The 24,428-nt window shown below is 68.2% G+C and carries 21 protein-coding genes and 3 pseudogenes; 10 read left to right on the forward strand and 14 right to left on the reverse strand.

Features of this window, described 5'->3' with window-relative positions; genetic code table 11:
* A pseudogene (locus tag AWC03_RS28375) lies at positions 1–174 on the forward strand (HNH endonuclease signature motif containing protein); the annotation flags it as partial.
* 10 nt (positions 175–184) lie between these two features.
* On the opposite strand, the pseudogene AWC03_RS06995 reads toward AWC03_RS28375, so the two are convergent.
* From AWC03_RS06995 to AWC03_RS07005, 3 genes and pseudogenes are all read right to left on the reverse strand, one after another.
* Positions 185–1,262: pseudogene (locus AWC03_RS06995) on the reverse strand (quinone-dependent dihydroorotate dehydrogenase); the annotation flags it as partial.
* Positions 1,263–1,288: 26 nt separating this feature from the next.
* Positions 1,289–1,543, reverse strand: a complete 255-nt coding sequence (locus AWC03_RS07000; protein ID WP_085239798.1) for a DUF5703 family protein — start codon at positions 1,541–1,543, stop codon at positions 1,289–1,291.
* Positions 1,540–2,598, reverse strand: a complete 1,059-nt coding sequence (locus AWC03_RS07005) for a YncE family protein (RefSeq protein ID WP_142278346.1) — start codon at positions 2,596–2,598, stop codon at positions 1,540–1,542. Before AWC03_RS07005 ends, AWC03_RS07000 begins: the two co-directional genes overlap by 4 nt.
* Before the next feature lie 119 nt (positions 2,599–2,717).
* On the opposite strand from AWC03_RS07005, the gene AWC03_RS07010 reads away from it, so the two are divergent.
* The 7 genes from AWC03_RS07010 to AWC03_RS07040 all read left to right on the forward strand — a co-directional run bounded on the left by AWC03_RS07010 (position 2,718) and on the right by AWC03_RS07040 (position 8,469).
* Complete coding sequence (locus AWC03_RS07010) at positions 2,718–3,020, forward strand: hypothetical protein (RefSeq protein ID WP_085239800.1); 303 nt, start codon at positions 2,718–2,720, stop codon at positions 3,018–3,020.
* Between the two features lie 92 nt (positions 3,021–3,112).
* Positions 3,113–3,940, forward strand: coding sequence for a histidine phosphatase family protein (locus tag AWC03_RS07015; protein ID WP_085239801.1), 828 nt, complete (start codon positions 3,113–3,115; stop codon positions 3,938–3,940).
* Positions 3,941–4,013: 73 nt separating this feature from the next.
* A complete protein-coding gene (locus AWC03_RS07020; protein ID WP_085239802.1) occupies positions 4,014–4,601 on the forward strand; it encodes a DUF3090 domain-containing protein in 588 nt (195 codons plus the stop codon).
* A complete protein-coding gene (locus AWC03_RS07025; RefSeq protein WP_085239803.1) occupies positions 4,585–5,400 on the forward strand; it encodes an SCO1664 family protein in 816 nt (271 codons plus the stop codon). The genes AWC03_RS07020 and AWC03_RS07025 overlap by 17 nt, the downstream gene beginning before the upstream one ends.
* Before the next feature lie 102 nt (positions 5,401–5,502).
* Entirely contained in the window at positions 5,503–6,291 is a 789-nt protein-coding gene (locus tag AWC03_RS07030; RefSeq protein WP_085239804.1) for a 3'(2'),5'-bisphosphate nucleotidase CysQ, read from the forward strand.
* A 24-nt stretch (positions 6,292–6,315) separates the two neighbouring features.
* Entirely contained in the window at positions 6,316–7,551 is a 1,236-nt protein-coding gene (gene mshC, locus AWC03_RS07035; protein ID WP_085239805.1) for a cysteine--1-D-myo-inosityl 2-amino-2-deoxy-alpha-D-glucopyranoside ligase, read from the forward strand.
* A 33-nt stretch (positions 7,552–7,584) separates the two neighbouring features.
* Positions 7,585–8,469 (forward strand): SDR family oxidoreductase, encoded by an 885-nt coding sequence (locus tag AWC03_RS07040; RefSeq protein ID WP_085239806.1) that lies wholly within the window; start codon positions 7,585–7,587, stop codon positions 8,467–8,469.
* Here AWC03_RS07040 and AWC03_RS07045 read toward each other — a convergent pair.
* Positions 8,466–9,356: a PAC2 family protein gene (locus AWC03_RS07045; protein ID WP_085239807.1), complete on the reverse strand. Its 891-nt coding sequence runs from the start codon at positions 9,354–9,356 to the stop codon at positions 8,466–8,468. The two genes, AWC03_RS07040 and AWC03_RS07045, sit on opposite strands and share 4 nt — an antisense overlap.
* 301 nt (positions 9,357–9,657) lie before the next feature.
* Here AWC03_RS07045 and metH point away from each other — a divergent pair, with 301 nt between their 5' ends.
* Together metH and AWC03_RS07055 are read left to right on the forward strand one after the other, a co-directional pair.
* A complete protein-coding gene (gene metH / locus AWC03_RS07050) occupies positions 9,658–13,425 on the forward strand; it encodes a methionine synthase (RefSeq protein WP_085239808.1) in 3,768 nt (1,255 codons plus the stop codon).
* A 79-nt stretch (positions 13,426–13,504) separates the two neighbouring features.
* Positions 13,505–13,792, forward strand: a complete 288-nt coding sequence (locus AWC03_RS07055) for a hypothetical protein (protein WP_085239809.1) — start codon at positions 13,505–13,507, stop codon at positions 13,790–13,792.
* Between the two features lie 37 nt (positions 13,793–13,829).
* Here the strand turns inward: AWC03_RS07055 and AWC03_RS07060 are convergent, their stop codons facing one another.
* The 10 genes and pseudogenes from AWC03_RS07060 to AWC03_RS07105 all read right to left on the reverse strand — a co-directional run bounded on the left by AWC03_RS07060 (position 13,830) and on the right by AWC03_RS07105 (position 24,343).
* Positions 13,830–14,597 carry a mannan-binding family protein gene (locus tag AWC03_RS07060; RefSeq protein WP_085239810.1) on the reverse strand — a complete coding sequence of 256 codons (768 nt, stop codon included), beginning with the start codon at positions 14,595–14,597 and terminating at the stop codon, positions 13,830–13,832.
* Positions 14,594–15,289, reverse strand: coding sequence for a hypothetical protein (locus tag AWC03_RS07065; protein ID WP_085239811.1), 696 nt, complete (start codon positions 15,287–15,289; stop codon positions 14,594–14,596). Before AWC03_RS07065 ends, AWC03_RS07060 begins: the two co-directional genes overlap by 4 nt.
* 31 nt (positions 15,290–15,320) lie before the next feature.
* Positions 15,321–16,580, reverse strand: coding sequence for an MlaD family protein (locus tag AWC03_RS07070; RefSeq protein ID WP_085239812.1), 1,260 nt, complete (start codon positions 16,578–16,580; stop codon positions 15,321–15,323).
* Positions 16,577–17,812, reverse strand: a complete 1,236-nt coding sequence (locus AWC03_RS07075) for an MlaD family protein (RefSeq protein ID WP_085239813.1) — start codon at positions 17,810–17,812, stop codon at positions 16,577–16,579. The genes AWC03_RS07070 and AWC03_RS07075 overlap by 4 nt, the downstream gene beginning before the upstream one ends.
* Entirely contained in the window at positions 17,809–18,903 is a 1,095-nt protein-coding gene (locus AWC03_RS07080) for an MCE family protein (protein WP_085239962.1), read from the reverse strand. Before AWC03_RS07080 ends, AWC03_RS07075 begins: the two co-directional genes overlap by 4 nt.
* Positions 18,904–18,944: 41 nt before the next feature.
* Positions 18,945–19,990 (reverse strand): annotated as a pseudogene (locus AWC03_RS07085) (MCE family protein).
* On the reverse strand, positions 19,983–21,038 hold the full coding sequence (locus AWC03_RS07090) for an MlaD family protein (RefSeq protein ID WP_085239814.1): 1,056 nt from the start codon (positions 21,036–21,038) through the stop codon (positions 19,983–19,985). The pseudogene AWC03_RS07085 and the gene AWC03_RS07090 overlap by 8 nt, the downstream one beginning before the upstream one ends.
* Positions 21,035–22,627, reverse strand: a complete 1,593-nt coding sequence (locus tag AWC03_RS07095; protein WP_085239815.1) for an MlaD family protein — start codon at positions 22,625–22,627, stop codon at positions 21,035–21,037. Before AWC03_RS07095 ends, AWC03_RS07090 begins: the two co-directional genes overlap by 4 nt.
* Before the next feature lie 11 nt (positions 22,628–22,638).
* Positions 22,639–23,502 carry an ABC transporter permease gene (locus tag AWC03_RS07100; protein ID WP_085239816.1) on the reverse strand — a complete coding sequence of 288 codons (864 nt, stop codon included), beginning with the start codon at positions 23,500–23,502 and terminating at the stop codon, positions 22,639–22,641.
* Between the two features lies 1 nt (position 23,503).
* A complete protein-coding gene (locus AWC03_RS07105; RefSeq protein WP_085239817.1) occupies positions 23,504–24,343 on the reverse strand; it encodes an MlaE family ABC transporter permease in 840 nt (279 codons plus the stop codon).
* Positions 24,344–24,428 lie beyond the last annotated feature (85 nt).

Raw genomic sequence — 24,428 nt, forward strand, 5'->3', positions numbered from 1 at the left:
CACCGCCTCCTCGACGAGGGCTGGACCACCCGAAAACGCGCCAACGGCGACACCGAATGGATCCCACCGCCGCACCTGGACCGCGGGCAACCACGCACCAACACCTTCCACCACCCCGAAAAGATCCTCGCCGAAGAGGATGACGAAGAAGCCGACGAAGCAGGGGCGGCTTAGCCCGCCGGCCCTCCGGCCTTCGGCGCCGCCGAGCCGACCGCATCACTGAGCGAGGCGAACCCGCCGTCGCGCAGCCGGCGCGCGATGCCGTCGTGAATGCGCTTGGCCCACAGGCCTCCTCCGTAGATGAAGCCGGTGTAGCCCTGCAGCAGCGACGCGCCCGCGGTGATCCGCTCCCACGCGTCGTCGGCGGTCTCGATGCCCCCGACGCTGATCAGCGCCAGGCGATCGCCCACCCGCCCGTAGAGCCGGCGCAGAACCTCGGCGGACCGGTGCGCCACCGGCGGCCCGGAGATGCCGCCGGGGCCCAGCGCGTCGACCCCCGGCGTCTTCAGGCCCTCGCGCGACACGGTGGTGTTGGTGGCGACGATCCCGGCCATGCCCAGCTCGACCGCCAGGTCGGCGACGTCGTCGAGATCGGCGTCGGAAAGGTCCGGCGCGATCTTCACGAGCACCGGTGTGGAGGTGACGGCGGCCTCGGCGAGGACGGCGGACAAGATGGGCCGCAGCGACTCGACGGCCTGCAGGTCGCGCAGGCCCGGCGTGTTCGGCGAGCTGACGTTGACCACCAGATACGACGCCAGCGGCCCGACCAGGCGGGCGCTGGCCCGGTAGTCGGCGACGGCGTCGGCGGCCGGCGTGGACTTGGTCTTGCCGATGTTGACCCCGATCGGGATGTCGGGACGGTGACGCGCGAGTTCGATCGCCAGCGCCCCGGCGCCGAGGTTGTTGAAGCCCATCCGATTCAGCAGGGCGCGGTCGGCGGGCAGCCGGAACATGCGCGGGGGCGGGTTGCCGGGCTGCGCGTTCGCGGTGACGGTCCCGACCTCCGCGTACCCGAAGCCCAACGCGCCCCAGGTCATCAACCCCTTGCCGTCTTTGTCGAAGCCGGCGGCCAGCCCGAGTGGCCCCGGGAAGCGCACCCCGAACACGGTGCTCGCCAGCGCCGGATCGGTGGGCCCGAGCAGGCGGTGCAACACCCGCCGGGCGACGGTGACGGCGGTGGCGCCGCGCAGCACCGCGAAGACCAGCGTGTGGATGCGCTCGGGCGGAATCAGGAAAAAGAGCCGTCGCACCAGGCCGTACACGATGCCTTCGCGAGGTAGGGTCACCGTCACAGTTGCGGCTGGTCGGGTCGCCGGTTGTCCAGTCGAGACTTCTTGCGGCGCAACAACACTCGCCTGCTGCCGTCGGTGTAGAGGCGCACTCGGGTCAGCTCCCAGCCCCGGTATTCGGCCTCGATGGACAGCCGGATGGACGCGCTGAGCCGGGTCACCTCGGGCGGCAGGCGCAGTGGCACCCACTCGTATTCGTCGGACAGTTCGGTGTCCCAGCCCGCGGGCAACTGGCTTCGGTGCGACGCCGTCAACGCCCACCCGCCGCGTTTTCGATGACCTGAACCCCCGCACCGGACCCGGACACCACGTACAAGGTGTCCGACGCTTCGTCGAAGCCCAGTGAGTTCGGTTGCTGCACGGTTGGGTAACGCACCTTTTCGACGGGAATTCCGGTGGACAGATCGTAACCAATGACCATATTAGAAGCGGTCTGCGAAACCCAGGCCAATGCGCGCGAGCCGGCCAGGCCGTACGGCGCCTGGGGCACCGGGTAGGCCTGGCGCAGGATCAGGGGGTCGACGCCGTACACGAGCAGTTGGCCGCCCCGGGTGTCGGCGACCAGGATGCGGCCCCAGGGGTCCGCGGCCATGGTGGTCGCCCCTTCGCCGGCCCGCAGCGCCTGTTGGACCCGGCCGTCGGCGCCTATCGTGGTCACCGAGGTCTGCCCCCGGTCCAGGACCGCCGTCGTATTCCCTTGCGTGGCAAGGCAATCGACGCGCGCGAAGATCTTGGTCCGGCTGCCGGCGGTCGCGGTGGCCACGGCCCCGGGTGTCGGGGAGGTGAGGGTATAGACGGCCCCGTCGGCGCTGCCCAGCACCAGCTTGCCGTCGGCGCGTTGGGCGACCGCGGTGAAGTCGGTCTGCTGAGCGTCGGCGACGCTCACCTCTCCCGTGTGGCCGGTGCGCAGGTCGACCACGAAATAGCCGCCGCGGGCAGCGAGGAAGAGGGTGCCGTGGCCGTCATCGGTCATGGCGCTCGCCGGGCCCGGCAGGTCGATGACGCGCGGTGCGGCCTCCGGGGCGTCGAAGACGGTGACGCTGGACCGCCCCGCCGGGGCGGCGCCGGGCGCCAGCACGGCCAGTCGGTGGGTGCCGCCGTCGAAGGCGGCCGCGGCCGCGTGCACCGGCAGCGGGCGCACCGTGCCGGCGGGGTTGTGTGACACCGGCGGGGACACCGCGGGGGCGGCCGGTTCGATGGTGGGCGGCGCGGACTTGAATGTATTGGACGAACAACCCGTCACCACGCTCAGCAAAATTGCGACGCCGAGTGTAACGCAGTGAGCTGCCGATTGATCACGACCGCGCAGTGACAGCAATTATTTTCCCTCGTGCAGTGAATGTGGACTTCCCACTCTAAGGAACGCCTTCGCATCCAATATCGCCATGTCGCGCACATCAAGTCTCACGGGCGAGGTATGGTCGGCTCATGGCCGTCATCGTTGACCGGCACAGTGCGGAAAAAGAGTTTGCTGTCGAAGACATGTCGACAGGAATATTCGCCAGCGGCTATGGACAAGTCGGTGATGGGCGCAGTTTCTCGTTCCACATCGAGCACGGCTCACTCGTCGTCGAGATTTACCGGCCGCGCCTTGCCGGGCCAGTTCCGCAGGCCGATGAGGTGGTCGCCACCGCGGTCCGCAGCCTGGTCGACATCGACCTCACGGACCAGCGCAGCCTGACCGCCGCCGTGCGGGACTCGGTGGCGCACGCGGTGCCGGTGGCGCGCTAGCCACGCGCTGATCATCGGGTCCGGGTTGCACCGGGTACGGTCGTGATCGTGGTTGACCCAATGTCTCGGACTTCCCGGTTGGGCACCGCGGCATGACGGTGATCCTGCTGCGCCACGGCCGGTCCACCTCGAACACGGCCGGCGTCCTGGCGGGTCGCTCGGAGGGTGTCGACCTCGACGACAAGGGCCGCGATCAGGCCGCCGGGCTGATCGACCGGATCGGCGACCTGCCCATCCGCGCGGTGATCAGTTCCCCGTTGCTGCGCTGCCGGCGCACGGTCGAGCCGCTGGCCACCGCGCTGTGCCTGGAGCCGTCCATCGACGACCGGCTCGCGGAAGTGGACTACGGGGACTGGACCGGCCGCAAGATCGCCGAGCTGGCCGGTGAGCCGCTGTGGAGGGTCGTGCAGGCCCACCCGAGCGCGGCGATGTTTCCCGGCGGCGAGGGTTTGGCGCAGGTGCAGGCCCGCGCCGTGGCGGCCATCCGGGAACACGATCGACGGCTGGCCCTCGAGCATGGCGGGGAACACGGCGGCGACGCCCTGTGGGTGGCCTGCACTCACGGGGATGTCATCAAGGCGGTCATCGCCGACGCGTACGGCATGCACCTGGACGCGTTCCAGCGGGTCACCGCCGACCCGGCCTCGGTCAGCGTGATCCGGTACACCGAACTGCGCCCGTTCGTGTTGCACGTCAACCACACGGGTGCGAAATTGGCCGCGGCGCTGCGGGCGGGACCGCCGCCCCAGGATGGGGCGAAGGCCAAGACCGACGGCGAGACCCCGGCTGCGCCAACGGAACAGGCACCAACCGAACAGGCGCCAACGGAACAGGCGTCAACCGAACAGGCCGTGTCTGGGCAGCAGCCGGCCGGGCTCGTGCCGTCCAGCGACGCGGTGGTCGGCGGCTCGACCGATTAATTCCGCTTAAAACAGGCAGAGCGGGGCAATCGAATCGCACGGCGAAGGCAACAGCCGGTATTTTGGAGGTGCCATGGCCCGCGCAATCCACGTCTTCCGCACACCCGACCGCTTCGTGGCCGGGACCGTCGGCCAGCCCGGAAACCGCACCTTCTACATCCAGGCGGTGCACGATTCGCGGGTGGTGTCGGTGGTGTTGGAGAAGCAGCAAGTCGCGGTGCTGGCCGAACGCATCGACGCGCTGCTGCTCGAGGTGAATCGCAGGTTCGGCACGCCGGTTCCGCCGGAGCCCGCCGAGGTCGAGGATCTCAACCCACTGGTCACGCCCGTGGACGCCGAGTTTCGGGTCGGAACGATGGGCCTGGGCTGGGATTCGGAGGCGCAGACCGTGGTGGTCGAATTGCTGGCCGTCACCGACGCGGAGTTCGACGCGTCGGTGGTGCTCGACGACACCGAGGAGGGGCCCGACGCGGTGCGCGTGTTCTTGACGCCGGAATCGGCGCGGCAGTTCGCCACGCGCTCGAATCGCGTCATCTCGGCGGGACGGCCCCCGTGCCCGCTGTGCGACGAACCGTTGGATCCGGAGGGCCATATCTGCGCGCGCGCCAACGGCTACCGGCGCAGCGCGCTGCTCGGGCCTGACGATGAACTTGAGGCCTGACGACCGTGAGGTGTTGCGGAACGGCGAGCTGACGGTCCTCGGACGCATCCGCTCTGCCAGCAACGCCACCTTCCTGTGCGAGTCCACGCTCGGCGAATCGACCGTGCACTGCGTCTACAAGCCGGTCTCGGGCGAGGCCCCGCTCTGGGATTTTCCCGACGGGACGCTGGCCGGCCGCGAACTCGCGGCGTACCTGGTGTCGACGCAGTTGGGGTGGAACATCGTGCCCTACACGGTGATTCGTCACGGGCCGGCCGGCCCCGGCATGCTGCAGCTGTGGGTGGAGCAGCCGGGTGACGCGGCCGGCTCCGACCCCAGGCCCGGCCCCGACCTGGTCGACCTGTTTCCCGCCGGCGAACCGCAGCCGGGTTACCTGCCGGTGCTGCGCGCCTACGACTACGCCGGCGACGAGGTCGTCTTGATGCACGCCGACGACATCCGGCTGCGGCGGATGGCGGTCTTCGACGTGCTGGTCAACAACGCCGACCGCAAAGGGGGCCACGTCCTGCGCGACATCGAGGGCCACGTCTACGGTGTGGACCACGGGGTGTGCCTGCATGTCCAGGACAAACTGCGGACGGTGCTATGGGGCTGGGCCAACCAGCCGGTCGACGAGACAATGCTCGAGGCGGTGGCCGGTCTCGTCGACGCGCTGGACGGCTCGTTCTGCGACGAGCTGTCCGAGCTGATCACGCGGGCGGAGATCGCGGCGCTGCGCCGGCGCGCGCACGCGCTGCTGAACGATCCGGTGATGCCGGGACCGAACCGGCACCGGCCGATTCCCTGGCCGGCCTTCTGAGGCGATGGCAAGCGCGGCGCAGCCGGTCGCAGCCGGTCGCCGACCCGCCCTTCTAGTGCCCGGCCTTCTGAGGCCCTCGTGGGCGTCGGAGATACTGGGTCGGTGAGCCAGGGCCCGGATGAGCTGACCGATGCCGCACTGGCTGCCGAACTCGCCGCGGACGCGGGGGAGTTGCTGCTCAAAGTGCGCGAAGAGATCGGCTTCGGTCAGCCGTGGGCGCTGGGTGACGCCGGAGACAGCCTGGCCAACGAGCTGATCCTGCGCCGGCTGGCCGCCGAGCGCCCCGACGATGCGGTGCTCAGCGAGGAGGCCTACGACAACCTGGTCCGGCTCAAGCACGACCGGGTCTGGATCATCGACCCCCTGGACGGCACCCGCGAGTTCTCCACGCCCGGCCGCGACGACTGGGCCGTGCACATCGCGCTCTGGCAGCGGCCCACCAACGGCCGGCCGGAGATCACCGACGCGGCGGTGTCGCTGCCGGCCCGCGGGAACACGGTGTACCGCACCGACACCGTGACCGCCGACGCCGCACGCGTCGGCGTCCCGCACACGTTCCGGATCGCCGTCAGCGCCACCCGGCCGCCCTTCGTGTTACACCGCATGCGGCAGTCGCTGGCCATCCAGCCGGTGGCGATCGGGTCGGCGGGCGCCAAGGCGATGGCCATCATCGACGGCGAGGTCGACGCCTACCTGCACGCGGGCGGCCAGTGGGAGTGGGACTCGGCGGCACCGGCCGGGGTGGTGATGGCCGCGGGCATGCACGCCTCGCGCCTGGACGGCTCGCCCATGCGCTACAACCAGTTCGATCCCTACCTGCCCGATTTCGTGATGTGCCGCGCCGAGGTGGCGCCGATCCTGCTCGCGGCCATCCGCGACGCATGGCGCTAACCACGCGCGTTTAGAGTCGATGCCATGCAGTCTTGGGCGTTTCCCCCGGTTCCGGTGTTGCCGGGGCGTGGCCCCGAGCTTCGGCTGTATGACACCTCCGACCGGCAGGTGCGCCCGGTGGCGCCCGGTTCGACCGCCACCATGTATGTCTGCGGCATCACCCCGTATGACTCCACCCACCTCGGCCACGCGGCCACCTACCTGACCTTCGACCTGGTCTACCGGCAGTGGCTGGACCTCGGCCACGCCGTGCACTACGTGCAGAACGTCACCGACGTCGACGATCCGCTCTTCGAACGCGCCGACCGCGACGGTGTCGACTGGCGCGAGCTCGGTGATCGGGAGGTCACCCGGTTCCGCGGGGACATGGCCGCGCTGCGGGTCCTGCCGCCGCGCGACTACGTCGCGGCCACGCAGGCGATCCCCGAGGTGATCGAGCTGGTCGAGAAGATGCTGGCGTCGGGCGCGGCGTACGTCGTCGACGGCGAGTACCCGGACGTCTACTACCGCGCTGACGCCACGCAGCAGTTCGGCTACGAGTCCGGCTACGACCGCGACACCATGCTGCGACTGTTCGAGCAGCGCGGCGGCGATCCGCACCGGCCCGGCAAGACCGACGAGCTGGACGCGCTGCTGTGGCGGGCGGCGCGGCCGGGGGAGCCGAGTTGGCCGTCGCCGTTCGGGACCGGGCGGCCCGGCTGGCACGTCGAGTGTGCTGCGATCGCGCTGAGCCGGCTCGGCAGCGGCCTGGACATCCAGGGCGGGGGCAGCGACCTGATCTTCCCGCATCACGAGTTCACCGCCGCCCACGCCGAATGTGTCCGGGGGGAGCGACGATTCGCGCGGCACTACGTGCACGCGGGAATGATCGGCTGGGACGGGCACAAGATGTCCAAGAGCCGCGGCAACCTGGTGCTGGTGTCGACGTTGCGGGCGCAAGGCGTCGAGCCGGCGGCGATCCGGTTGGGTCTGCTGGCCGGGCATTACCGCGCGGACCGGTTCTGGAGCTCCGACGTGCTCGACGAGGCCAACGCCCGGCTGCGGCGCTGGCGCACCGCCACCGGGCTGCCCGCTGGCCCGGACGCCGCCGACGTGATCGCGCGCGTACGCCAGTACCTGGCCGACGACCTGAACACTCCCAAAGCCCTTGCCGCGCTTGACGGCTGGGCCACCGACGCTCTGGAATACGGTGGTCACGACAGCGAGGCGCCGAAATTGGTGGCGACCGCGGTCGATGCGCTGCTCGGGGTGGAGCTGTGAACACCGAGCTGTAAAGGCGGTACCTTGGCGGCCATGACATCGCTGCAGGACCAAGTTGTTTTCATCACCGGCGGTGCCCGGGGCATCGGTGCCGCGGTCGCCCGTCGGCTGCGCAACAAGGGCGCCAAACTCGTGCTGACCGATCTCAACGACGCCGAGCTGAGCGCGCTGGCCGCCGAACTCGGCGAGGAGCACGTGCTGACCGCGGTCGCCGACGTGCGCGACCTGCCGGCCATGGAGGCCGCCGCCGCCCGGGCCGTCGAACGCTTCGGCGGCATCGACGTGGTGGTGGCCAACGCCGGCATCGCCAGCTACGGGTCGGTGCTGCAGGTCGACCCCGAGGCGTTCAAGCGGGTGCTGGACATCAACGTGCTCGGCGTCTTCAACACCGTGCGGGCCACGCTGCCCGCGGTGATCGAGCGCCGCGGTTACGTGCTGGTCGTCTCGTCGCTGGCGGCGTACGCCGCGTGTCCGGGCCTGGTCCCGTACAACGCGTCGAAGGCCGGCGTCGAGATCCTCGCCAACGCGCTGCGGCTGGAGGTGGCCCATCACGGCGTCCGCGTCGGCTCGTCGCACATGTCGTGGATCGACACCGCGCTGGTCCGCGACACCGAGGCCGACCTGCCGGCCTTCGGCAAGCTGCTCGCCAGTTTCCCGTGGCCGTTGAACAAGACCACCACGGTCGACAAGTGCGCGGACGCCTTCGTCAAAGGCATCGAGGGCCGCCGCAACCGGATCTACTGCCCGGGCTGGGTCGCCCTGTTCCGCTGGATCAAGCCGGTGCTGTCCACCCCGGTCGGCGAACTGCCCCTGCACAAACCCACGGCCGAGCTGCTGCCCCAACTGGACGCCCAGGTCGCCGCGCTCGGGCGCTCCACCAGCGCCTACAACCAGGGCCTCGGCAAGAAGCAGCTCTAGCGCCCGAAGCCGGGCCGCCGGCGGCGCAGGTAGCGCTCGAATTCCGCCGCCAGCGCGTCGCCGTCGATCTTGCCCAGCGCATCATTCATGTCGACCTCGGCGTCGCCGCGCTGCTCCAGCGACAGCACGTATTCGGCCAGGTCCTCGTCCTCGGTGGCCATCTCGGTGATCGCCTGCTCCCACTCCTCGGCATCCGTCGGCAGGTCGCCCAGCGGAACCTCGATGTCGAGCACGTCCTCGACGCGGCGCAGCAGCGCCACCGTCGCCTTGGGGTTGGGCGGCTGGGACACGTAGTGCGGCACCGCCGCCCAGAACGTCACCGCCGGGATCCCCGCGGCCACGCAGGCGTCCTGAAAGACCCCGGCGATGCCGGTCGGGCCCTCGTAGCGGCTTTCCTCGAGCCCGAAGCGTTTCGCCGACTCGGGGCTGTAGGCCGCACCGGAAACCGGAACCGGCCGGGTGTGGGGCGTGTCTGCCAGCAGGGCGCCCAGGATGACCACGGTGTCCACGTTGAGCTTGTCGGCGATGGCGACCAGCTCGGCGCAGAACGTGCGCCAGCGCATGTTGGGTTCCACGCCGTGCATCAGCACCACGTCGCGGTCGCTGCCCGGGGGCCGGCAGTGCGAGATGCGCATCGCCGGCCACACCAGTTCCCGGGTGACGCCGTCGACCTGCCGGATGACCGGGCGGTTCACCTGGTAGTCGTAGTACGCCTCGTCGTCGATCTCCAGGATCGGATCCGCTTCCCAGATGGCCTCGAGGTGCTCGAGCGCGTCGCTGGCCGCGTCGCCGGCGTCGTTCCAGCCCTCGAACGCCGCCACGACGATGGTGTTGTGCAGTTCGGGCAGTGCGGCTCCTCCATTAGGGGGGCCCTCGGGCGGGGTCACAGAATCAGCGTACGGGCTCCCGTCCGCCGCCGAGGCGGACCGTGCGCGGTCGGCCGGGGCGAAATACTTCGGCCGCGAACTGGTTAACATTGGTAACTACGACATCGCCGACACGATTCGCCGGATGGCGCTCACGGGCACCGCGGACGCCAAGCGGATCGGGTCGAGCTGGGCGTCCAGGCGTCGGGTGACGACGTAGACTTTTTTGGTCGAGAGGCGTTGCAACGGGTCCGGGTCTTACAGCCGGTATCCGCCACGCTCGGCAGAGTCAAGGACGCCTTCCGCTACGGAAGGAACGTATGTGAGCGCCTTGGACACCTCCGCACCGAACACATTCGTGCCTAACGTCCGCCCCGACTGCACCGACGAACTGACGGCAGCGCTGCGCCAGCGGATCATGGTGATCGACGGCGCGATGGGCACGGCGATCCAGCGCGACCGGCCGGACGAGGCCGGCTACCGCGGCGATCGGTTCACGGAGTGGCCGACCGCCCTGCAGGGCAACAACGACCTGCTGAACCTGACTCAGCCGCAGATCATCGAGGGGATCCACCACGAGTACCTCGAGGCGGGCGCCGACATCCTGGAGACCAACACGTTCAACGCGAACGCGGTCTCGCTCGCCGACTATGGCATGCAGGACCTGGCCTACGAGCTGAACTACGCCGGGGCCGCCCTGGCCCGCAAGGCGGCCGACGAATTCAGCACCCCGGAGAAGCCGCGCTACGTCGCCGGCGCGATCGGGCCGACGACGCGGACCGCGTCGATCTCGCCCGACGTCAACGACCCCGGGGCCCGCAACGTCTCCTACGACCAGCTGGTCGCCGCCTACCTGGAAGCCGTCAACGGCCTGGTCGACGGCGGTGCCGACCTGCTCATCATCGAGACGATCTTCGACTCGCTCAACGCCAAGGCCGCGGTGTTCGCCGTCGAGACGCTGTTCGAGGAGCGCGGGCGCCGCTGGCCGGTGATCATCTCGGGCACCATCACGGACGCTTCCGGGCGGACGCTGTCCGGTCAGGTCACCGAAGCGTTCTGGAACTCGATCAGGCACGCGCGGCCGATCGCGGTCGGCCTCAACTGCGCGCTGGGCGCGCCGGAGATGAGGCCCTACATCGCCGAGATGTCGCGGATCGCCGACACTTTCGTCTCCTGCTACCCGAACGCCGGCCTGCCCAACGCCTTTGGCGAATACGACGAGTCCCCCGAGCGTCAGGCGAGCTACATCGCCGACTTCGCCGAGGGCGGTCTGGTCAACCTGGTCGGTGGCTGCTGCGGGACGGCGCCGCCGCACATCGCCGAGATCGCCAAGGTCGTCGAGGGCAAGCCGCCGCGCGAGGTGCCGGAGATTCCGGTGGCCACCCGGCTCTCGGGCCTGGAGCCGCTCAACATCACCGACGACTCCCTGTTCGTGAACATCGGTGAGCGCACCAACATCACCGGCTCCGCCCGGTTCCGCAACCTGATCAAGGCCGAGGACTACGACACCGCCCTGTCGGTCGCCCTGCAGCAGGTCGAGGTCGGCGCGCAGGTCATCGACATCAACATGGACGAGGGCATGATCGACGGCGTCGCCGCGATGGACCGGTTCACCAAGCTGGTCGCGGCCGAGCCGGACATCAGCCGCGTTCCGGTGATGATCGACTCCTCCAAGTGGGAGGTCATCGAGGCGGGCCTGAAGAACGTGCAGGGCAAGCCGATCGTCAACTCGATCTCCCTGAAGGAGGGCGAGGAGAAGTTCGTCCGCGAGGCGCGGCTGTGCCGCAAGTACGGCGCGGCCGTGGTCGTGATGGCCTTCGACGAGCAGGGGCAGGCCGACAACCTGGAGCGCCGCAAACAGATCTGCGGGCGCGCCTACCGGATCCTGACCGAAGAGGTCGGCTTCCCGGCCGAGGACATCATCTTCGACCCGAACTGTTTCGCGCTGGCGACCGGTATCGAGGAGCACGCCACCTACGGGATCGACTTCATCGAGGCCTGCGCCTGGATCAAGGAGAACCTTCCCGGGGTGCACATCTCCGGCGGTATCTCGAACGTGTCGTTCTCGTTCCGGGGCAACAACCCCGTCCGCGAGGCGATCCACGCGGTGTTCCTGTTCCACGCCATCAAGGCCGGCCTGGACATGGGCATCGTCAACGCCGGCGCGCTGGTGCCCTACGACTCGATCGACCCAGAGCTGCGGGACCGCATCGAGGACGTCGTCCTGAACCGTCGCGAGGACGCGGCCGAACGGCTCCTCGAGATCGCCGAACGGTTCAACAGCAAGGAAGACGCCGGTGACACGGCGGTGGCCGAGTGGCGCAGCCTGCCGGTGCGCGAACGGATCACGCACGCCCTGGTCAAGGGGATCGACGCCCACGTCGACGCCGACACCGAGGAGTTGCGGGCCGAGATCGCCGCCGCGGGTGGCCGCCCGATCGAGGTGATCGAGGGTCCGCTGATGGACGGCATGAACGTCGTCGGTGACCTTTTCGGCTCGGGCAAGATGTTCCTGCCCCAGGTGGTGAAGTCGGCCCGGGTGATGAAGAAGGCCGTGGCGTACCTGCTGCCGTTCATCGAGGCGGAGAAGGCGGATAACACAGCGTCCGGCACGTCCAAGTCCAAGGACACCAACGGCACGATCATCATGGCGACCGTGAAGGGCGACGTTCACGACATCGGCAAGAACATCGTCGGGGTCGTGTTGCAGTGCAACAACTTCGAAGTGATCGATCTCGGGGTGATGGTGCCCGCCCAGAAGATCCTGGACGCGGCCAAGGAGCACGACGCTGACATCATCGGGCTGTCGGGACTGATCACCCCGTCCCTGGACGAGATGGCCAACTTCGCGGTCGAGATGGAACGCGAGGGGATGGAGATCCCGCTGCTGATCGGCGGCGCGACCACCTCGCGCGCCCACACGGCGGTGAAGATCTCGCCGCGCCGTAGCGGTCCGGTGGTCTGGGTCAAGGACGCCTCCCGCTCGGTGCCGGTGGCCGCCGCGCTGCTCGACGACAAGCAGCGTCCGGCCCTGCTGGAGGCCACCGAGGCCGACTACGCGTCCCTGCGCGAACGGCACGCCCAGAAGAACGAGCGGCCGATGCTGACGCTTCAGAAGGCCCGCGCGAACCGGACGCCGATCGACTGGGACGGCTACACGCCGCCGGTGCCCGCGATAGGTGCCGGAGTACGAGAATTTCGTGAGTACGACCTGGCCGAGTTGCGCGAGTACATCGACTGGCAGCCGTTCTTCAACGCCTGGGAGATGAAGGGCCGGTTCCCCGACATCCTCAACAATCCCGCGTCGGGCGAGGCCGCCCGCAAGCTCTACGACGACGCCCAGGAGATGCTCGACACGCTGATCAAGGAGAAGTGGCTGACGGCCAACGGGGTGATCGGGTTCTTCCCGGCGAACGCGGTTGGTGACGACATCGAGCTGTACACCGACGACACCCGTACCGAGGTGCTGACGACGTTGCACAACCTGCGCCAGCAGGGCGAGCACCGCGACGGCATCCCGAACCGGTCGCTGGGCGACTACATCGCGCCCAAGGACAGCGGTCTGGCCGACTACGTCGGCGCCTTCGCCGTCACCGCGGGGCTCGGCAGCCAGGAGAAGATCGCGGAGTTCAAGGCGGCCCTCGACGACTACAGCGCGATCCTGCTGGAGTCGATCGCCGACCGGCTGGCGGAGGCTTTCGCCGAACGCATGCACCAACGGGTCCGCAAGGAGTTCTGGGGATTCCAGCCCGACGAGCAGTTGGACAACGCAGCGCTCATCGACGAGAAGTACGTGGGAGTCCGCCCTGCCCCCGGCTACCCGGCCTGCCCGGACCACACCGAGAAGGTGACGCTGTGGGACTTGATGGACGTCAAGGGACGGACCGGCATCGAGTTGACCGAGTCGATGGCGATGTGGCCCGGTGCCGCCGTCAGCGGCTGGTATTTCTCACACCCGCAGTCGCAGTACTTCGTGATCGGTCGGATGGCCCAGGACCAGGTCGCCGACTACGCGAAGCGCAAGGGCTGGACCCTGCAGGAGGCCGAGCGCTGGCTCGCCCCGAACCTCGGCTACAACCCCGAGGACTGAGCCGTAGACTCCAGCACCGGTGCCACGTCAGTCGAGGCGCTGGACGCACCGTCCTGGTCGTGCCGAACCAGGGGGAGGGATGTTCATGCTGGTGCGAGAGTTGAACCGCATTGCCGACATCGCCGTGGAAGCCGTCAACGTCACGGTCCTGCATGTCCGGCGCATCGTCGGGGTGCTGTGTACCGCGCTCGGCCGCACGAAACGCGAAGTGAGCGACTTAGCCTGGGACTACGGCGATCTGGCGGCAACCGTTCGCTTCTCGGCCCGTAGCAGCCGTGCGTCCAGCGCGGACGACGGTCGGGTCGGGCCCAGCGAGCACTCTGCCGAGGTGATATCGATCGACGTGCGTCGCCGAAAGGCCAACTGAGACCACCCCGGCCGCGCGGTCCCTAGACGTGCGGTCCCTAGACGCGCAGGACCGGGGCCAGGGCCGACAGCGGGATGTGCGCTTGCACGGTGCCGCCGTCCACGAACCACTGCATGACACCGGGCGTGAAGTTGAGCGGTTCGTCGTGGCCCACCGGGTAGTCCGGCATGTAGAGGATCAACTCGTCCGGTGTCACCGCCCAGGCCTTGTACGCCCCGGAGTAGACCTTGTCCGGGGTCCAGCGGTCGACGACGAAGGGGTAGGTTCCGGGGTCGTGGGGCGGCGGCGCCTGGTTGAGCGCGGTCTCGATAAACGGTTGGGCCAGTGGGGGAATGGCGGTCAGCGGGTTTGACGTCGTCAGGTCCGCCAGCTGCACCCGCCGGCCACTTGCCATGTCGAACGTGAAGGTCCGGTAGGCGTTGTTGGGCTTCGGCCCGTCGGCATGGTAGTCCTCGTGGAACACCGCGCTGAGCAGGTTGCCGTGGCGGAATACCTCGAAGTTCTCCTCGCCGTAGCTGTCGGCGGCCATGGCGCCGTTGGCAGTTTTCCAATTGTTGACCAGGGTGCGCAGGTAGTCGCGGATCACCGGGCCGGTGGTCGGATTGTCCACCAGGTCGTCGGGCACGGCGACCTTGATGTCCCGGACGGCGTTGCGCTCCGACGTCACGGAGGTGTGGCAGTACTGGCCGTCCCAGTCGCCACCGAGTTCGCCACAGAAGGACGGGGCGGATGCGCGCGCGTGCGCCGTGCCGGGAAGCGTTGCGGCGGCGATCATCACCGACGCCGCGAGTATTCGGCGCATCACAGCAGCTGGACCTTGCTGGCCCGCCAGCGACCGTCGACCTTCTCCATGGTCATCTTGATCCGGCTGCGGTCGATGCGCGGGTCGGGCGCGGCCGTGTTGGTGACGGTCTGGTCGATGAAGACGAGCACGACGACCTTGTTCGTGGATTCGGACTGAATCGCCGAGTCCACCACCACGCCGTGCGCGGTCGCCTTGTTGTCGATCAGCAGCTGCCGGAGCTTGACGCTGGACTGCGTGTACATGTCCTTGAATTCGCCCGTCGCGCCGTCGAGCACCTGCCGGAAGTTTTCGTCGACCTTGTTCGAGTCGATGCTCGTCAGCACCTGCGCGTAGGCGATCGCCGCCTGTTGGGCCCGGTCGCCGGCCAACTTGACCTGATGCTCCTGCCAGAGCCGCCAGCCCAGGAACCCCGAAACAGCAAGTGACGCAATGAGTAGCGTCGGCAGCACGCCGCGACGCAGATGGCGCTTCCAGCGGCGCTTACCGCGCTCGGCCGCGGAGGGCTTGCGTTTGAGCAGCGCACCTTCGTCTTCGCCGGCTAATTCACCGGCGGGCATCTCGTCGACGTCTTCGATTGCGACGTCTTCGATTGCGGCGTCCGGTGTTTCGGCGTCCGGCGTTTCGGCGTCCGGTGTCACCTCGGCATGCGCCTTGGCCCTCGGGTTCTTCTCGGTGGTCACGATCACGGTCATCTCCTGGGGATCGGGTCAGCTGGTTTACGGCTCAGTGCGGCGGTTCGATCGGCAGCGGCGGACCGCCGTAGGGGGTGGGAATGGTGTAGCGGCCCCGCGGCGTCGGATCGGTTCGCCGGCCCAGGTCGGCCCCCGGTGGCGGGCCGGCGGTGTCGTCGCCGCCCGGCCGCGGCGCGTTCTTGGCGCCGCGGATCGAGACCGCGGGGTCGTCATCGCGGCAGTAGGTGTACATGAACGGCTCGTAATAATCGGCGGCCGAAGAGGCGTGCGCCGGTGTCCCGTAGTCGCACACGTAGCGGGGGTAGAGGTCGGCCGTCGCCCAGACGCCCCCGTCGTGGAAGGTGCTCGTCACCGCGTCCAGCACCGACCCGCGGTAGTCGGGGAACAGCGCGTTGAGCGCGGGGACCCGCAGGTAGAGCAGCTGCGACATGGTGGCCATGCTGCCCAGCAACTGCACCATCGTGTCGGAATTGTCGGCGAACAGGTTGTCGACGGCCGAAAGCGTGCGTGGCGTCTGATCGGTCAGGCGGCGATAGCCGGCCTGCATCCTGGCGACACCGGTCAGCGTCCTGTTGAGTTCGGTTGCCGCAGCGCCCAATCCGGCGTTTTTGTCGCTTGCCAGGTTGAGCACCACCCGGCTGGTCTTGATGATGCTGGTGGTTTGCGGCAGCACCGAATCCAGCGTCGAGAGCAGGAACGTGCCGCCGTCGACGATGGCGGTCAGCTTCGCCGGACCTTCCTTGCTCAGGCTCAGTTCCTTCTTGATCAACTCGATCTGGTGGGGGTCGACCTGGGCCAGCAGTCCGTCGGCGTCGCCGAGCAACTGCGCCAAGCTGACCGGCACGTCGGTGTGGTCGCGCGCGATGACGCTACCGTCGCGCAGAAACGGCCCGGCGTCCGATGCGGCCTCGAAGTTGATGTACTGCTCACCCGCGGGCGAGAGCGCCGACACGTGCACGACGCTGTTCGCCGGGATCCGCACCTTGGAGTTGATGCTGGCGACGGCATCCACCCCGTTGTCGGTGATCTGTAGCGACTCCACCCGGCCTACGCGCACCCCGCGCAGGGCGACATCCTGGTTGGGCAGCAGGCCGCCGGAATCCGGCAATTGCACGGTGACCCGGTAGGAGGAGGCGAACGGCTTCACCCGCAACGCGCCGATCAGCAGGTAGGCCGTAGCGACGATCAGGATGAGCGCCAGTCCGGCCACCGACAACCAGACCTGTTGGCGGTGACCGGTGCGCACCACTCGGACAACGAAACCGGCAAAGTTGTCGATGGCGCGGATCACGGTTGCCGTCCCGATGGCGGTTCCGGTGGCGGTCCCGGCGCGGGCGCCGGCGGGGCGCCAGGGGCGACATCGATCTGGCCCGGGACGGTCGGATCCGGAATGACGGGCACCTGCGGCGAGTTCGGTCCCCGGCCCACCACCCGTTCCTGCAGCCGCCACAGGGTGTACTTGAGTGTGCCGACGAGCAGGTTCACGTTGTAGTGGTGGGGTCCGTGCAGCCCGATATCGCCGGGGAACCCGATGTCGGGCAGCGACCCGAGCATGATCTTGTCCACCCCCACGTTCACCGAAATCGAGTTTCCCGCAGTCGATTTGACCAACGCGGGAATCAGCCGGTTGATCGAGAGCCAGCTGGTATCCGGGCTCATCGCGACGTCGTTGGCGGCCGCGGCGACCGTGTTGAGGTCGCGGATGATGCTGCGGCCGCTGGTGTCGGTCCCGCCGATCGACGGGAACCGGGCCAGCAGCCGGGAGGTGTCACCCACCTGCACGGCCACGTTGGAGAGCTGGGTGGTGTTGTCGGCCAGGGCCGCGGTGGCGGGGCGGGCGGCCGCCATCAGGTCGGTGACGGTCTGGTTCTTGGCGTCGAGCTGATCGGCCAGTTGCGACAGCTGGGTCAATGCGGCCGAGATCTGATCGGACCGGGAATCCAACTTGCCGAGCAGCTCGTTGGACTTGCGGATCATGTCGCCGAACGCCTGGCCCTGGTCACCGGTGGCCTTGCCGAAACCGTTGATGATGTTGGTGAAATTGCGCACCGCCCCGCCGTTGACCAGGATCGCCGCGGAGCTCAGCACCGACTCGACGGTTGCGGCCGCCGCGGTCGAATCGAGGCCGATGGTGTCGCCGTCCTTCAACAGCGGCGCGTCCGGTTCGCCCGCGGCCGGCGGCTTCAGCGCCACGAACACGTCGCCCAGCGGTGTCGCGGTGCGCAATTCGGCGGTGCTGCCCCGGGGCAGTTGCACGCCGTCCCTGATGCGCAGCCGGGTGACCGCCGTGTAGTTGCGGGCGACCATCGATTCGAGCTGCCCGACGTCGGCGCCGGCGAGCTTCACCTTGGCGTTCATCGGCAGGTTGAGCGCGTTGGAGAAGACCGCGTTCAGCGAGTAGCCACCAGAACCCAGCCCCGGCGCCGGAAGGGGCAGGCTGGCAAGCCCGTTCGTGGCACACCCCGCCGTCACCATCGCGGCGGCCATCACCGTCAGCACGCCGCGCGCGCCCGCGGTCATCATTTCTGCCCCATGGCGGCCATGCCGTCGAGCACGTACGTCAACCCGAAATCGGGGCCGAAGTCCTGGATGGTCCCGGTGCTGCAGCCCAGTTGCCGAAGCCCCATCAGGTTGCAGATCTCCTTGGTGTACTGGCTGTCGAAAAGCAATCGGTCCGTGAGGAAGCGGGCGCGCACGCTGCCGTTCGCCCGGTCGACCATGTTGTAGGCGTTGTCGGCCACCAGCGGAGCCAGGTCGAGGAGTTCGGCGAGGTCGCGCCGCTGGTCGGTCACCACCTCCAGGGTGGCGTTGCCGCTCAACGCGGCCCGCTTGATGTTGTCGCGGTTGGCGTCGAGCAGGTCGCCGGCCCGCTGGATCAGCTGGTCGAGTCTGCGTCCGGTGCTGCCGCTGCCGATGTCCTCGTCGGCCATGATCTGGCTGACCTGGTGGATGGTCGAGGCGAACTCGCGCAACTTCGAGTCGTTGGCGGCCACGGCGTCGAACAGGGTGCTGATGTTTCTGACGATCGTGGTGATCTGCTCGCGGGTCGTCGCGCCGCGGTCGCTGGACAGGCGCAGCGCCTTGGACAGCTCGCCCAGCGCCGCCTTGATCCGTTCGCCGTTGCCGTTGACCACTTCGGCGCCGCCGTTCAGCACGTCGGCGACCGGGCCGCCACCGTGGCCGTCGCCCTCGAGCGACTTGGTCACCTTGTCCAAAACGTTGAGGACGCTGCTGAATTCGACGGGCGTTTTGGTCCGCGGCAAGCCGATGGTGTCGTGATTCTCCAGCGTCGGCCCACCGCGATAGGGCGGCGTGAGCTCGATCTGTCGGTCGGTGAGGATGGAGGTCGACACCGTGACGGCCTGCACGGTGGCGGGAACCTTGACGTGGCGGTCGACGGTGAATTCGACTTCGACGTAGCCGCCCTTGGCGTTGATCTTGGTGACCTTGCCGACCGGCATCCCCAGCACCGCCACCACGTTGCCCTCGTAGAGGCCCGAGGCGTTGTCGAATTGGGCCGTCACGGTGATCGTGTCCTCGTCGGAACCCAGGTACCACCAGCCGATTCCGACCGCCGCGGCGACGACAGCGAGCACGGCGACGATGGCCGCCATCCTGGTCGCGAGGTTGAATCCCGCCTTCTTCACCGGCCCCTTCACTTGCAGTCCTTGAAGTACTGGATCATGCCGAACTGCTTGGCACGGCCGCTGATCGCGCACATCCACGAGTCGATCAGCGGAACGTTGGGGGCGTTGAAGTTGATCGCGTTGCCGTCACCGGTGAGGTTGGCGGCCTCGCGGAAGAAGATCGGGCTGGTTTGCAGCATGCTGTGCAGCAGGTCGTCGTGTTGAGCCATCAAGTCGGTGAAGTCCCGCATGTCCTTGATCAGCGAGTCCAGCCCGGACCGGTCGTTGACCACGACCTGACTCATGGTGTCGACGAGGCTGGAAAGGGATCGCATCATCGCGTGGAAAACGGCGCGCCGCACGACGAATTGGCCCAACAGGTCCTGGCCCTGGTCGACCAGATTGCCGATGCCGGCCTGCTGGCGCCGCAGCGTGTTGGTCACCTGCTCGGTGCTGCGCAGCAGCTGTCCCAGTTGGTCGCGTCGTAGCGCGATGATTGAGGACAAGGTGTTGATATTCGAAATGGCCTGGGGGACAACCGCGGGCAGCCCCTCGAGCTGCTTGCCGAGCACCGCGAGCGACTGTGCGAACCGGTCGGAGTCGACCTGCTCGAACGTGGTGGTGGCGTCCTGCAGCGCCGCTTGCAGGTCGTAGGGGACCTCGGTGTGCGCCAGGTCGAAGGTGTTGTCGGGCAGGTGCGCCGGGCCGGCGGGTTCCAGCGCCAGGTAGCGCGAACCCAGGATGGTGTGACCTTGATCTGCGCCCGGGAATCCTTGCCCAGCGCGATGTTGTCCCGGATCTTCAGGCCCGCCTCGACGTGGTCGCCGACGAGTTTCATGCTGGTGACGTTGCCCACCGGGATGCCCGCGACCACGATCGGGTTGCCCGCCCGCAGCGAGGCCGCCTGCAGGAACTCCGCGGTGTAGTGCCGGTATCCGGCGCCGAGCGCGTGCACGAGCAGCATGATGGCGATGAGCACCGCGACCACCGCGACGGCGATGAACCCAAGCCACGTCTTGCTGTAGCTTTCCAGCGGACGCCTCTTCATCCGCTCCCACACGGACTCGTCAGCCATCGGCCGTGCTCCTGCACCTCGGGGTGTGCCACGCCGTGTTGCCCGGCGTGGCGGCGTTGACGATGATCGGAACGACGTCGTTGAGCCCGGGGAAGAACCCCATGAAGTTCACGTCGCAGACGTAGGCGTTGCCGTAGGCGCCCTGGTTGCCGACCCGGGTCAGCCCCTTGAGTAGCAGGGGTATGTTGTCGCCGAAGAACGCCACCTGCGGTTCGACGTCCATGATGTGCTTGGTGACACCGGGCTGACGATCGACGAATTCGCGCAGCGCCGGGTACACGTCCGCCGCCGAGGCCGACAGCCGGCCGGTCACCCGCGCGAGCGAGCCCACCGAGGCGACCAGGTCCGGGCGCCGCGCGTCGAGTTCGCCGACGACGCTGCGGGTCTGGGTGATGACACCGTCGAGATCGTCGTTCTGTCGGGCCAGGTTGCCCATGACCTTGTCGAGGTTGGTGATCACACTGCCCAGCGCCTCATCCCTGCCCGCGAATGTCTCTGTGAGGGTGGAGGTCTGGCCGACCAGCGTGGCCAGTGACGACGTGTCGCCCTGCAGCGAGGCGATGATGCCCTTGGTGAGGTTGTCGGCGTCGTGGGGGTTCAACAGGCTGAACAACGGTTCGTAGCCGTTGAGGAGCGTGGTCACGTCGAACGAGGGTTCGGTGCGTTCCAGCGGGATGGTGCTTCCCGGGGGGAGCAGCGCCGGACTGCCTTCCTTGCCCAAAGACAGTCCGAGATAACGCTGGCCGACGATGTTCTGGTAGGTGACCGACGCCAGGGTGTTGCCGAACAACCGCTGTTCGGACTGCACCACGAACGAGACCTTCGCCAGTTTCCCGTCGAGCTCGATCTTTTCGACCCGGCCCACGCGCACCCCGGCCATCCGGACGTCGTCGCCCTCGCGAAGCCCGTACACGTCGCTGAACACCGCCGAATACTCGGCGGTGTTGCCGGCGACGTCGCGGCGCAGGCTCACGTACACCAGCCACGTCAGCGTCAACGAGACCACCATGAACAGGGTCAGCGCGATGAGCGGGCCGCGAAACTTCACTTGGGCTCCCCGGGTCGAGGAGCCGGTGCATGAGCTATGGACACCGTCGTTCCGCGGGCGACCGGACCCAGCAGCAGTTCGGTGGCGTCCGTCGCGGGCGCGCCGGTGATCACGCCCAGCATGTTCCGCTCGTATTGGCTCCCAACGGGTCCGACGTTCCCCCCGTAGGCGGCCCGGAACGAGGCTTGCGGTATCCACGGCGCCTTGGGGGCCACCGGTGCGACCCACGGTTCGTGCGGTTGCGGCGTCGCCGGCGCGCCGGGTGACGGGTTATCGGGGTTCGCGCTGCCGGGGACGGGTGGTGACGGCGTGATCCCGGCGGGCAGCGGGGGATTGGGGTCGGACAGGTTGGGGTTCGGGTTGATCAGCGGTGGGCCCACGGCCACGAGGTTGCCGTCGGGGCCGATCACGGTGCCCGGGGGCGGGGCCAGGTCCTTGGGCGGCTGGTAGTTCTGCGGCAGCAGCACTTCGGGCAGATCGGGACGCACCGGAATCAGCGGCGCGGTGAAGCAGCTGGGGCCCTTCAGCTCGCCGTAATGCGGGCAGTCGGCACGTGTGTACGTGGAACTCGGCGTGAACGTCAGCATCGCGCGCATGTTGCCGAGATTGGTCCGGGGGTTCCAGACCTGCTCCATGAACTGGTTGGCCAGGTTGTCCAGCTTGACGACGGCGGGCACGAAGTTGTTCGACTTCTGCGCCAGCACGCCGAGCACCGGCGTGAAATCGGTGGTGATCTGGATGAGTTGGTCGATGTGGTTGCCCAACGATTGGCGCGTCGTGCCGACCGTGTAGTCGGCGCCCGAGAGCAGTGAGGCCAGCTGCCCGCGTGTCTCGGCGAAGGTTTGCATCGGCTCGACGGCCTGATGCAGTGCGTCGAGAAGGTCGGGGGCGGTCTGCGCCAGCCCGCGCGTCGCATCCAGCAGCGCGGACACCGTAGAGGGGCCGGTGTCGGTGCTGACAATCGAATTGAGCTGGTCGAGAAGGCGATTCAGTTGAGCGCCGGCGTTGAGCAGGCTGACCCGGCGGTGGTCGGTGGCGGCACCGAGCGCGGCCAGAATCCCCACGGACCGGTCGTCACGTCCGCGCCCCGCCGCGGCGAGCACGTCGCGCAACTTGCTGACGGTCGTTTGGAAGAGAACGGTCGGAAGCCGATTGTCTTCCGGTATGTGCGCGCCTTCGCGGATCTTCTCGCCGGGGCCCTCTTGATTCGGGGAGCCCACCAACTGCACCGATGACACGGCGAACACGTTGCTGGGCACCACGCGTGCGGTCACATTGGCCGGAATCGACGTGGCGTATTCCCGTTTGAGGTCGATGTGGACGTAGTTGGGTTTGCCGTGCGCCGCGGGGACGACGCCGTTGACCATGCCGACGAGTACGCCGTGGTACTTGACGTCGGATTTCTGCGGAAGGCCGTCACCGACGTTCACCAGATCCGCGACCACCCGCACGTAATCGTTGAGCCGGCCAGTCGATTTGACCACCATCGCGGTGGTGAGCAGGGCGCTGACCGCCACGACCGCGATGCCGATGCCGAACAGCTGGCGGTCGGAGGGGCCGCGTCCGTCCAGCTCAAAGGAATTGGGCATGTTCCACCGACCTAGCCGCCGAATCTCGCGCCCGAGTCCACGCCCCACAGCGCCATGGTGAGCAGCATGTTGGCGATGATCACCACGGTGATGCTGGCCCGCATGCCGTGTCCCGCCGCGACGCCGACGCCCTCGGGCCCGCCGCCCGCGTAGTAGCCGTAGTAGCACTGGATCGTCGACGCGATCCAGACGAAGATGACGGCCTTGATCAAGGAGTACACGATGTCCTGTCCGGCCAGCATCAGCGTGAAGTAATGCAGGTAGGAACCGGTCGAGCCGCCACTGCTGATGCCCACCACCAGTTGGGTGCTCAGGTAGCCGATCGCCAGGCAGGCGGCGTACAGCGGGACGATCGCGACCACCGAAGCGATCAGCCGGGTGGTCACCAGGTAGGGGATCGGGCGAATCGCGATCGATTCCATGGCGTCGATCTCCTCGGCGATGCGCATGGAACCCAGCTGGGCGGTGAAGCGGCAGCCGCCTTGCATGGCAAAGGCGAGCGATGCCATCAACGGAGCCAGCTCGCGGGTGTTGACCAATGAGGAGACGAACCCGGTGGCGGGCCCGAGGCCGAGCAGATCCAGGAAGTTGTAGCCCTCGATCCCTACGAGCGCACCGACCGTCATGCCGAGCACCACGGCCACCCCCGCGGTGCCACCGCCCACCACGATCGAGCCGTTGCCCCAGGTGATGTTCGACAACAGCCGCAAGAACTCGCCGCGGTACTGCCGCAAGGCAAGCGGCACGGCGACCAGCGCGCGGACGAAGAAGACCAGCAGATGGCCCAGCCGGATGATCGGTACCTTCCCGCGGCGGTAGAGCCGGACGAGTGGGACCGAGATCGGTGCGAACGGTTGATACGCGGAGGCCGTCACGTCACAGCCCCGTTCTGGGCGACAGCATGATGTAGAGCTGGCTGATCGCGACGTTGACGATCATCAGCAGCAGGATCGCCTCGACCACCGCCGCGTTGACCGAGTTCGCGACGCCCGTCGGTCCGCCCTTGGTGGACAAGCCTTTCTGGCTTGACACGACGGCCACGATCGCGCCGAACACGATCGCCTTCACCAGCGCCAGGATCATGTCGCCGGTCGTCGCGAACGACGCGAACGTCGACACGAAGCTGCCCGGCGCCCCGTTCTGGAAGTACACGTTGAACATGTAGCTCGCGAAGAAGCCGGCGAAGCACACGACGCCGGTGAGGGCCACCCCGATCATCACCGCCGCGGCCAGGCGGGGGACGACCAGACGACGGATCACCGAGACGCCCATCACCTCCATCGCGTCGGTTTCTTCGCGCATCGTCCGCGAACCCAGGTCGGCGGTGATGGCCGAACCGACGGCCGACGCCATGAGCACCGCGGCCACCAGCGACGCCCCCTGTCGAATGACCGCGAGACCGCTGGCGGCCCCGGCCAGCGAGGTGGCCCCGACCTGGCCGGCCAGCAGCGCGAACTGGATGGAGAGGGTGACGCTGATCGGCAGCGACACCAGGATCGTCGGCAACACGGCGGTGCCGGCCATGAATGCGCCCTGCCGGACGAACTCCTGCCACTGGAACCGCCCGGTCACCAGGTCGACAAAGAAGTATTGAACGGTGCGCACACCCAAGACGAACTGTTCGCCGACCGTCGTCAGCGAGGCGACCGGGTGACGCCTGACGTACCCGACCGACCAGCTCCGAACGGCGGCGACGCCATCGAGTTGCGCCGTCATCGTGGCGTGAGCTGGAGTCCAGCCAGCAAACTCATGACACCGGTCATGGCGTGTCGGCTACCGCTTTCATCGGCCCTCTCCCCAC

This window comes from Mycobacterium europaeum (genome assembly GCF_002102155.1).
Classification (GTDB): Bacteria; Actinomycetota; Actinomycetes; order Mycobacteriales; family Mycobacteriaceae; genus Mycobacterium; species Mycobacterium europaeum.

Coding starts and splice junctions, on each gene's coding strand:
- AWC03_RS07010 (WP_085239800.1), top strand. CDS start 2,718: ATGGCCGTCATCGTTGACCGGCACAGTGCGGAAAAAGAGTTTGCTGTC.
- AWC03_RS07015 (WP_085239801.1), top strand. CDS start 3,113: ATGACGGTGATCCTGCTGCGCCACGGCCGGTCCACCTCGAACACGGCC.
- AWC03_RS07020 (WP_085239802.1), top strand. CDS start 4,014: ATGGCCCGCGCAATCCACGTCTTCCGCACACCCGACCGCTTCGTGGCC.
- AWC03_RS07025 (WP_085239803.1), top strand. CDS start 4,585: ATGAACTTGAGGCCTGACGACCGTGAGGTGTTGCGGAACGGCGAGCTG.
- mshC (WP_085239805.1), top strand. CDS start 6,316: ATGCAGTCTTGGGCGTTTCCCCCGGTTCCGGTGTTGCCGGGGCGTGGC.
- AWC03_RS07040 (WP_085239806.1), top strand. CDS start 7,585: ATGACATCGCTGCAGGACCAAGTTGTTTTCATCACCGGCGGTGCCCGG.
- AWC03_RS07055 (WP_085239809.1), top strand. CDS start 13,505: ATGTTCATGCTGGTGCGAGAGTTGAACCGCATTGCCGACATCGCCGTG.
- AWC03_RS07065 (WP_085239811.1), bottom strand. CDS start 15,289: ATGACCGTGATCGTGACCACCGAGAAGAACCCGAGGGCCAAGGCGCAT.
- AWC03_RS07075 (WP_085239813.1), bottom strand. CDS start 17,812: ATGATGACCGCGGGCGCGCGCGGCGTGCTGACGGTGATGGCCGCCGCG.
- AWC03_RS07080 (WP_085239962.1), bottom strand. CDS start 18,903: ATGGCGGCCATCGTCGCCGTGCTCGCTGTCGTCGCCGCGGCGGTCGGA.
- AWC03_RS07095 (WP_085239815.1), bottom strand. CDS start 22,627: ATGCCCAATTCCTTTGAGCTGGACGGACGCGGCCCCTCCGACCGCCAG.
- AWC03_RS07105 (WP_085239817.1), bottom strand. CDS start 24,343: ATGACGGCGCAACTCGATGGCGTCGCCGCCGTTCGGAGCTGGTCGGTC.